6 protein-coding genes (1 of these 6 cut by a window edge) are annotated in these 6,865 nt (G+C 68.7%); all 6 read right to left on the bottom strand.

Translation table 11 applies throughout. The features are described 5' to 3' along the window. Positions 1-1,170, bottom strand: partial view of a DUF4139 domain-containing protein gene (locus tag ABD729_RS03410; RefSeq protein WP_344708751.1) — the 5' portion only. It extends 339 nt beyond the left edge of the window; the window shows 1,170 of its 1,509 coding nt (coding positions 1-1,170); the start codon lies at positions 1,168-1,170; the stop codon falls past the left edge of the window. A gap of 5 nt (positions 1,171-1,175) precedes the next feature. Further along, on the bottom strand, positions 1,176-2,606 hold the full coding sequence (locus ABD729_RS03405) for a DUF4139 domain-containing protein (protein ID WP_344708750.1): 1,431 nt from the start codon (positions 2,604-2,606) through the stop codon (positions 1,176-1,178). A gap of 103 nt (positions 2,607-2,709) precedes the next feature. Continuing rightward, positions 2,710-3,459 carry a DUF4167 domain-containing protein gene (locus tag ABD729_RS03400; RefSeq protein ID WP_344708749.1) on the bottom strand — a complete coding sequence of 250 codons (750 nt, stop codon included), beginning with the start codon at positions 3,457-3,459 and terminating at the stop codon, positions 2,710-2,712. A 225-nt stretch (positions 3,460-3,684) separates the two neighbouring features. Further along, positions 3,685-4,515 carry a peptide chain release factor N(5)-glutamine methyltransferase gene (gene prmC / locus ABD729_RS03395; RefSeq protein ID WP_344708748.1) on the bottom strand — a complete coding sequence of 277 codons (831 nt, stop codon included), beginning with the start codon at positions 4,513-4,515 and terminating at the stop codon, positions 3,685-3,687. A gap of 7 nt (positions 4,516-4,522) precedes the next feature. Next, positions 4,523-5,602 carry a peptide chain release factor 1 gene (prfA, locus tag ABD729_RS03390; protein WP_344708747.1) on the bottom strand — a complete coding sequence of 360 codons (1,080 nt, stop codon included), beginning with the start codon at positions 5,600-5,602 and terminating at the stop codon, positions 4,523-4,525. Further along, the gene (hisS, locus tag ABD729_RS03385) at positions 5,599-6,846 is read right to left on the bottom strand and encodes a histidine--tRNA ligase (RefSeq protein WP_344708746.1); all 1,248 of its coding nucleotides are present in this window, start codon (positions 6,844-6,846) and stop codon (positions 5,599-5,601) included. The genes prfA and hisS overlap by 4 nt, the downstream gene beginning before the upstream one ends. Between the last annotated feature and the right edge of the window lie 19 nt (positions 6,847-6,865).

Raw genomic sequence — 6,865 nt, 5'->3', positions numbered from 1 at the left:
GGGCAGCGGAAGGCCAAGACCCTCGGCTTCGCGGTTGGTGCTGCGCAGGACGAGCTGACCGGCCGATTCGGCCGCCGTCTCTCCGGCATCGATCGCGAAACGGTATACCGGCTGCACCCGTACCGACGGCTGGTCGAGCAGGCCGACCTGCTTCTGCGCCCTCGCCGCCACCGTCACCGGTTCGGGGATGCGATACAGCTGGAGGTCGCCCAGCCGTTCGCGCTCGGCGGTCATGCGCGATCCGGTGACCACGATCTCACGGCTCATCATCGCCGCCGGGGCCGGCGGCGGCGGCGGCGGAGGCGGTGGCACCCCGTCGAAGGCCGAGGTCGGCGCGATGCTACCGACATCGCTGGTCGTTTCCTGGGGCCAGCATTGCAGCCGAAGCTCGGGCGCCTGGGCAGGCGGAACCTCGGCGGCCTCGCGATTGACCCGCCCCGCAACCGCCTGCGTGGTCGCGCCGACAAAACTGGTGTCGTCGGTGCTCGCCAGCGTCAGCCAGGCCTGCAACTGAAGCGTGCGCTCGTCGGGCGAAAGGATCGCGACATAATCGGCCTGCCAGTCGAACCCGCTTGCGAGGTAGGACAGGGTCACCGTCGCGCTGAGCGGCTGGCGGGCCCGCACCTTCACCGACAGCGTCGGCCGCGCCGACAGTCCGGCGGGTACGCGGTCGTAGAGTAGGGTTTCGTTCAGCCCGGTGCAGCGCAGCGCCTCGATCCCGCTGGCGGTTTGCAGCACGACTCCGCCATCGCTGCCCGAGCGCACCACCGCATCTTCGCTGGAAACCTTGCCGGTGGCCTTGTCGGTTCGGCGCAGGTTGACCCGCTGTCCGAGCGCACGATCGACCAGGCTGCCCGCCGACAGCAGCAGCGCATCGCGGTTGCGCTCGACCAGGCCCTCGGGGATCCCGCCGATGATGGCGCTTTGCGGAATGATCCCGCTCGCCACGCCTTCGAAGCGAAGCTCGGATTCGCCCGCCGGAATAGCGATCGTCCGCGTTTCGCTGATCAGCGCATAGCCGTTCAGCCAATTGCGGTCGGGCCGCTGGTCGCCGCGGCTAAGGTCGCGGTAGATGGTCACTCCGACGCGGTCGGGCGCAGGCGAGGTGACGACATTCTGCGCCGCGACCGGTGCGGCAAGGCAGAGCGCAAGGAGCGCGGCGGCGCGCATCGCCCCTAGAAGCGCGAATCGAAGGTGGCAGTCACGCTCGCTTCGCCATTCGCGGGGACCTGCACCCGCCAGATCGCCGCGTCGGCGCTGTTGCGCTCGCTCTTCTGGCTTTCCGCCGTGATCCGCGTGTCGCCCCACAGGCCATCCTGGAACAGCACCACCGTCACCGCCCTCGGCGAGGCGTTGGTGAGGCGGTAGCGCATCTGCGTCCGCCAGCGGCTTGCGTCCGAACTCAGGCGCGTCCGCTGCTCGACGACCGGCTGGACCTTGATATCGAAGGCCTGCCCGGTGGTCAGCCCGAGATCGCTGCCCATCGGTGTGTGCCCGATCCGTGATTCGCCGACGAATTGCGGCGTGCCGCGCGTATCGCGCTGATAGACCCGCACCGTGCCTGCCGGCAGCGCATCGCCGAGGCCCTGGGTGCGCCCGGTCGAAAAGCGCAGCACCGAATTGGCGCTGACCGGCTGGGTGGCGGTGCCGAGCCAGGAATTGCGATACTCATACGCACGGCTTGCCGGGGTACCTGACACGTCGAGGAAGCTTACCTGCTTCTGCTGCGCCTGTGCGATCGTGGTCCGCTGCGGGAGCGGGTAGAGGTAGAAGTCACCGACCCGCTCCCGCCCGGCCGTCTCAGTCCCCGCACCGCGCATCGGCGGGGGAGAGGGTGGCTGCGGCGCACCGAAATAGCGGTCGGGCGTACCCTGTCCCGCCCCTGTCCCGACCGCCCCCGCAACCAGCACCACGTCGGCGTTGCGGTAAGCGGTGCCGCTCTGATTGTTGAGGGTGATCCAGCCTTGAACGTCCATCCGGCCTGCCGCTTCATCGAACAGCGCCACATAGTCGGCATCCCAGGCGAGGCCCGGCGTCAGGTAGGTCAGCGTCACCGGCTGCCGGCCGCCCTTGGGCGCATTCATCGTCACCGACAGCGTCGGGCGCGGCCTCAGGCCTTCTGGCACCTTGTCGAAGATGACCCGGACGGGGAGCCCGTCGTCGCGCAGCACCTCGATCCGGTCGCCGATCTGCAGGACGACCCCGCCATTGGCCGCCAGCACCCGTGCCCGCTCGCGCGTTTCGGCGCCGGTCGCGGGATTGACCCTGACCAGGGTGATCGTCTCGCCCACCGCCTTCTGCATCAGCGCGGCCGGGCTGAGCAGGTCGTAGTCGAAATTCTGCTCGATGATGCCGATGTTGCTGCCGGCCAGCGTCACGGTTTCCGCCCGGATCCGCGCCGACACGTCGGGGAATTCCTGCCGCGAGCGGCCAGCCGGAAGCGACAGTTCGCGCCGGTCCTGAACCAGCGCGAGGTCATTGTTGTAGATGGTAACCGCGACATCGCCCTGCGCGCTCGCCTCGGGCGCGGGGATGGCTTGCGGCGATGTCGACTGCGCAGCGAGAGGCGCGGCAGCGGCCGCCAGCAAAGCCACGATCAAGCGCATGCACAGGCTCCTTCCCAAAGCAGGGAAGAAGCCTGTAACAATGTTACATGATCGTCAACTGAACGACGCTACGGCTCGTTCTGCCGAGCGGCGCGGCTATCGGTCAGGCGGCGGGGGCGACGCCTTCGTCATTGTCTTCGACGCGGGGGCGACGGGTGCGGCGGCGAGGACGCGGGGCCTCGGCCTCGTCCGTCACGTCGCTTACCGGACCGATCGCCGGCGGTAGGAAGTCGGCGATGCCGCTACCTTCGGCTTCCGAGACCTGCTCCTGCGGCTGGACCTGCTCCTCGTCACGCGGACGGCGCTCCTGCCGCTCGCGGCGCGGACGCTCTTCGCGCGGACGATCCTCACGGGGGCGATCCTCGCGCGGCCGCTCGTCACGGGCGCGCTCTTCACGCGGACGGTCCTCACGGGGCCGATCCTCACGCGGGCGCTCGTCACGACGATCACGTCGTTCGTAGCGGTCGCCGCGCGGCTGGCGCTCCTGCCGATCGGGCCGTTCCTGGCGCTGCTGCGGGGCGTCGAAGCCATCGTCCTCGCCGTCGCCGTCGAACGAATCCTCGTCGCCGTCATCATCCTCGTCGTCACGCGAGGGACGCTGGTCCTCGAAACGCGAGCGGGTTTCGCCCAGCACGCGGAAATAGTGGTCGGCGAACTGGAGGTAATATTCGGTCTGGACCCGGTCGCCGGCAAGCTGCGCGTCGCGCGCCATGTTCTTGTACTTCTCGAGCAGCTGCGCGGCATTGCCGCGGCTCCGCTGCTCGCGACCGTTGCCGCCACCGCCGCCTCCCCCGAGACCCCGCGGCTGCTGACCCCCACGACCGCGACGGCGGCCGCCCTGGCGATTGTTCATCAAGCGTGACGTTCCTTGACCACTGGCGCCGAACAAATCCTCAAAGCGCGTGAGCTGCGGTGCCGGGACACGAACCGCTCGTTGCCCGGAGCCCCTTTTCGTCCTCGTTGCCGCGCCAAAAGGCCGCGAAACCGGAAGATGTCTGAGGGGGTGGCCCCAGTCGGCTCCTCAAAGCGGACCGGTGCTGCGACAAGATGTAGCGGCGGCGAACGCCTTTTCCAAGTCCTAATCGTCGGCCCGGATCAGCAGCGCCCGCTCACGCCCGGCAAGGTCATGCGCAAGTGCGGGCCTGAGGCCCTGTGCAGCGAACAGCGCAGCAGCGCTCTGGCCCTGGTCGAAACCGATCTCGATCGCCGCCAGGCCGCCCGGCGCCAGCAGCCGCGCAATCTCCGGCGCAAGCTGGCGGTAATCGTCCAGCCCGTCCGGCCCCGCGAACAGCGCTTCGGCCGGTTCGTGCTCGGCGACCCCCGGGCCAAGCACGGCGCCCTGCGCGACATAGGGAGGGTTGCACAGCAGCAGGTCGAAGCGTTCGGTCACCGACTTCGCCCAGTCGCCGCGTCGGAACTGCACGCGCGGCGCGATGCCGAGCCGTTCGGCGTTGCGCCGCGCATAGCCAAGCGCCGCCGCGCTGGCGTCGATGCCGAGCCCCGTCGCGCGCGGCCATTGGTCGAGTGCGGCGAGCAGCAGGGTTCCGGGACCTGTACCGAGGTCGAGAATGCGTTCGGGGCCGTCGCTGCCCGCAAAATGTTCGATCGCCGCGGCGATCAGCGTTTCGCTGTCCGGTCGTGGGATCAGCGCGCCGGGGCCGACCTCCAGCTCGATGTTCCAGAAGGCGCGGCGGCCAACGATATAGGCCACCGGCTCGCCCGCGCAGCGCCGCTGCAACAGCTCCTCGAAGCTGTCCGGGACCGGGCCAGCGGGCGGGTTGAGGATCAGCGCATCGCGTTCGATCCCGAAGGCGTGCGCGAGCAGGATTTCGGCATCGAGCCGCGGCGTATCGGTGCAGTTGGGAAGCCGCCGCACCGCTTCGTGCAGCGCCCGCTCGGCTGGATTCATGCGCGGATCACTGCTCTTCGAGCCCGGCCAGCCGCTGCGCTTCGTCCTCGGCGATCAGCGCTTCGGTCAGTTCCGTGAGACCCGGACCCTCGAGGATCTCGGGCAGCTTGTGGAGGGTCAGGTTGATCCGGTGATCGGTCACCCGCCCCTGCGGGAAATTATAGGTGCGGATGCGCTCCGAACGGTCGCCCGATCCGACCATCGACCGCCGCGCGCCGGCCCGCTCGCTTGCCAGCCGCTCGCGTTCCAGTTCGAACAGGCGGGTCCGCAGCACTTTCAGCGCCTTGGCCTTGTTCTTGTGCTGGCTCTTTTCGTCCTGCTGGATGACCACCAGCCCGCTCGGCAAGTGGGTGATGCGGACCGCCGAATCAGTCGTGTTGACCGACTGTCCGCCCGGCCCCGACGAGCGATAGACGTCGATGCGCAAATCCTTGTCGTCAATCTGCACGTCGACTTCCTCGGCCTCGGGAAGCACCGCAACCGTCGCCGCCGAGGTGTGTATGCGCCCGCCGCTTTCGGTTGCGGGAACACGCTGCACGCGGTGCACGCCGCTTTCGAACTTGAGGCGCGCGAACACGCCATTGCCGTTGATCGAGGCGACGGCTTCCTTGTAGCCGCCGACTTCCGACTGAGACGCGCTGATCAGCTCGAACTTCCAGCCATTCTCATCGGCGAAGCGCTGGTACATGCGAAGGAGGTCCCCTGCGAACAGCGCCGCCTCGTCGCCGCCCGTGCCTGCCCTGACCTCGAGCATCGCCGCACGTTCGTCGGCGCTGTCCTTGGGCAGAAGCTGCAGGGCCAGCGCGCGCTCGGCCTGCGGCAATTTCTCTTCGATCAGGGCCAGTTCCTCGGCGGCCATCGCCCGAAGCTCCTCGTCGCCGTCGCGGGTCATCGCGCCAAGGCTTTCGCGCTCGGCGCGCAGCCGGCGCACCTCGCGCGCCGCGGCCGCGACCGGCTCGATCTGCGCATATTCCTTGCTGAGGCGGACGAAGGTGTCGGGGGAAAGGTCACCCGACGCCATCGCTTCCGACAATTCCTGCCGCTTCGCCTCGATCTGGGCGATCCGCTCCGAGGAGATGGCGGTCACGCGTCGAACGCCGCGTGAAGCATGTCGAGCGCGACCGCGCGCTGGTCGCCGGTGGCGAGGTTCTTGACCTGCGCGGTGCCGCTTTCGATCTCGCTGTCGCCAAGGATCACGGCATGGCCCGCTCCCGATGACGCAGCCTTGGCCATGCGCTTCTTCATGTTGCCGCGCCACGCCATGTCCGCAACGATGCCCTGGCGGCGAAGATTGGCGAGGATGGCGACGGCCGCCTGTTCGGCCGCGGCGCCCATCGGCACGATCACCGCGGTCGGCCGGTCGGGCTGCGGTGCGTCGATCAGCATCGACAGCCGCTCGATGCCCGCCGCCCAGCCGATCGCGGGCGTGTGCGGACCGCCCAGTGCCTCGACCAGGCCGTCGTAGCGTCCACCAGCCAGGACCGTGCCCTGGCTGCCAAGCGCGTCGGTCACGAATTCGAATGCCGTGTGGCGATAATAATCGAGCCCGCGCACCAGCCGCGGTGCGCGCTCCCACGTCACTCCGGCAGCGTTGAGCCCGGCGGTCACCGCAGCGAAAAAGTCGCTCGCTTCGGCGGTCAGGAAGTCGTCGATGACCGGTGCCGAATCGACGATCGGCCAGTCGGCGTGTGCCTTGCTGTCGAGAATCCGGACCGGGTTGCGATCGAGCCGGTCGCGGCTGTCTTCGCTAAGGTCCGCGCGGTGCGACGCGAAATGCTCGTGAAGCGCGTCGCGCCACGCAGCGCGGGTCGCCGGATCGCCGAGCGTGTTGAGCTTGCACACGACGTTGCCGCCGACACCCAGTTCGGAGAGCAGCTGCGAGGCAAAGCTCAGCACCTCGACATCGGCCTGCGGTTCGGCGGCTCCAAGTATCTCGGCGTCGAGCTGGTGGAATTGCCGGAAACGCCCCTTTTGCGGCCGTTCATAGCGGAAGGCGGGGCCGTGGGTCGCGACCTTGAGCGGCGCATATTGCTGCCAGCCCTCCGTCAGGAAGGCACGCGCGATCCCCGCGGTGAATTCGGGTCGCAGGGTGACGCTGTCGCCCGAACGATCCTCGAAGGTGTACATCTCCTTGGAGACGACGTCGGTGGTCTCGCCAAGCGAGCGGGCGAACACCGCGGTCGGCTCCAGCACGGGCACTTCGACGCGGCGGAAACCGAACAGCCGGCGCACCTTGTCGAAGGTCGACACGACGTGCGCGAAGCGGTCGGCTTCCTCGCCGAGGAGCGACTGCATGCCGCGGACGGGTTGGGGGGTCTGGATTTGCGCCATAAACTTGCGCGCCGCCACT

It is taken from the genome of Sphingomonas humi, assembly GCF_039536725.1.
Lineage (GTDB): Bacteria > Pseudomonadota > Alphaproteobacteria > Sphingomonadales > Sphingomonadaceae > Sphingomicrobium > Sphingomicrobium humi.
This window is presented reverse-complemented; position numbering and strand designations above follow the sequence as displayed.

Excerpts from the sequence above, each read along its gene's own strand:
- ABD729_RS03405 (WP_344708750.1), bottom strand. The coding sequence starts at position 2,606 with ATGCGCTTGATCGTGGCTTTGCTGGCGGCCGCTGCCGCGCCTCTCGCT.
- ABD729_RS03400 (WP_344708749.1), bottom strand. The coding sequence starts at position 3,459 with ATGAACAATCGCCAGGGCGGCCGCCGTCGCGGTCGTGGGGGTCAGCAG.
- prmC (WP_344708748.1), bottom strand. The coding sequence starts at position 4,515 with ATGAATCCAGCCGAGCGGGCGCTGCACGAAGCGGTGCGGCGGCTTCCC.
- hisS (WP_344708746.1), bottom strand. The coding sequence starts at position 6,846 with ATGGCGCAAATCCAGACCCCCCAACCCGTCCGCGGCATGCAGTCGCTC.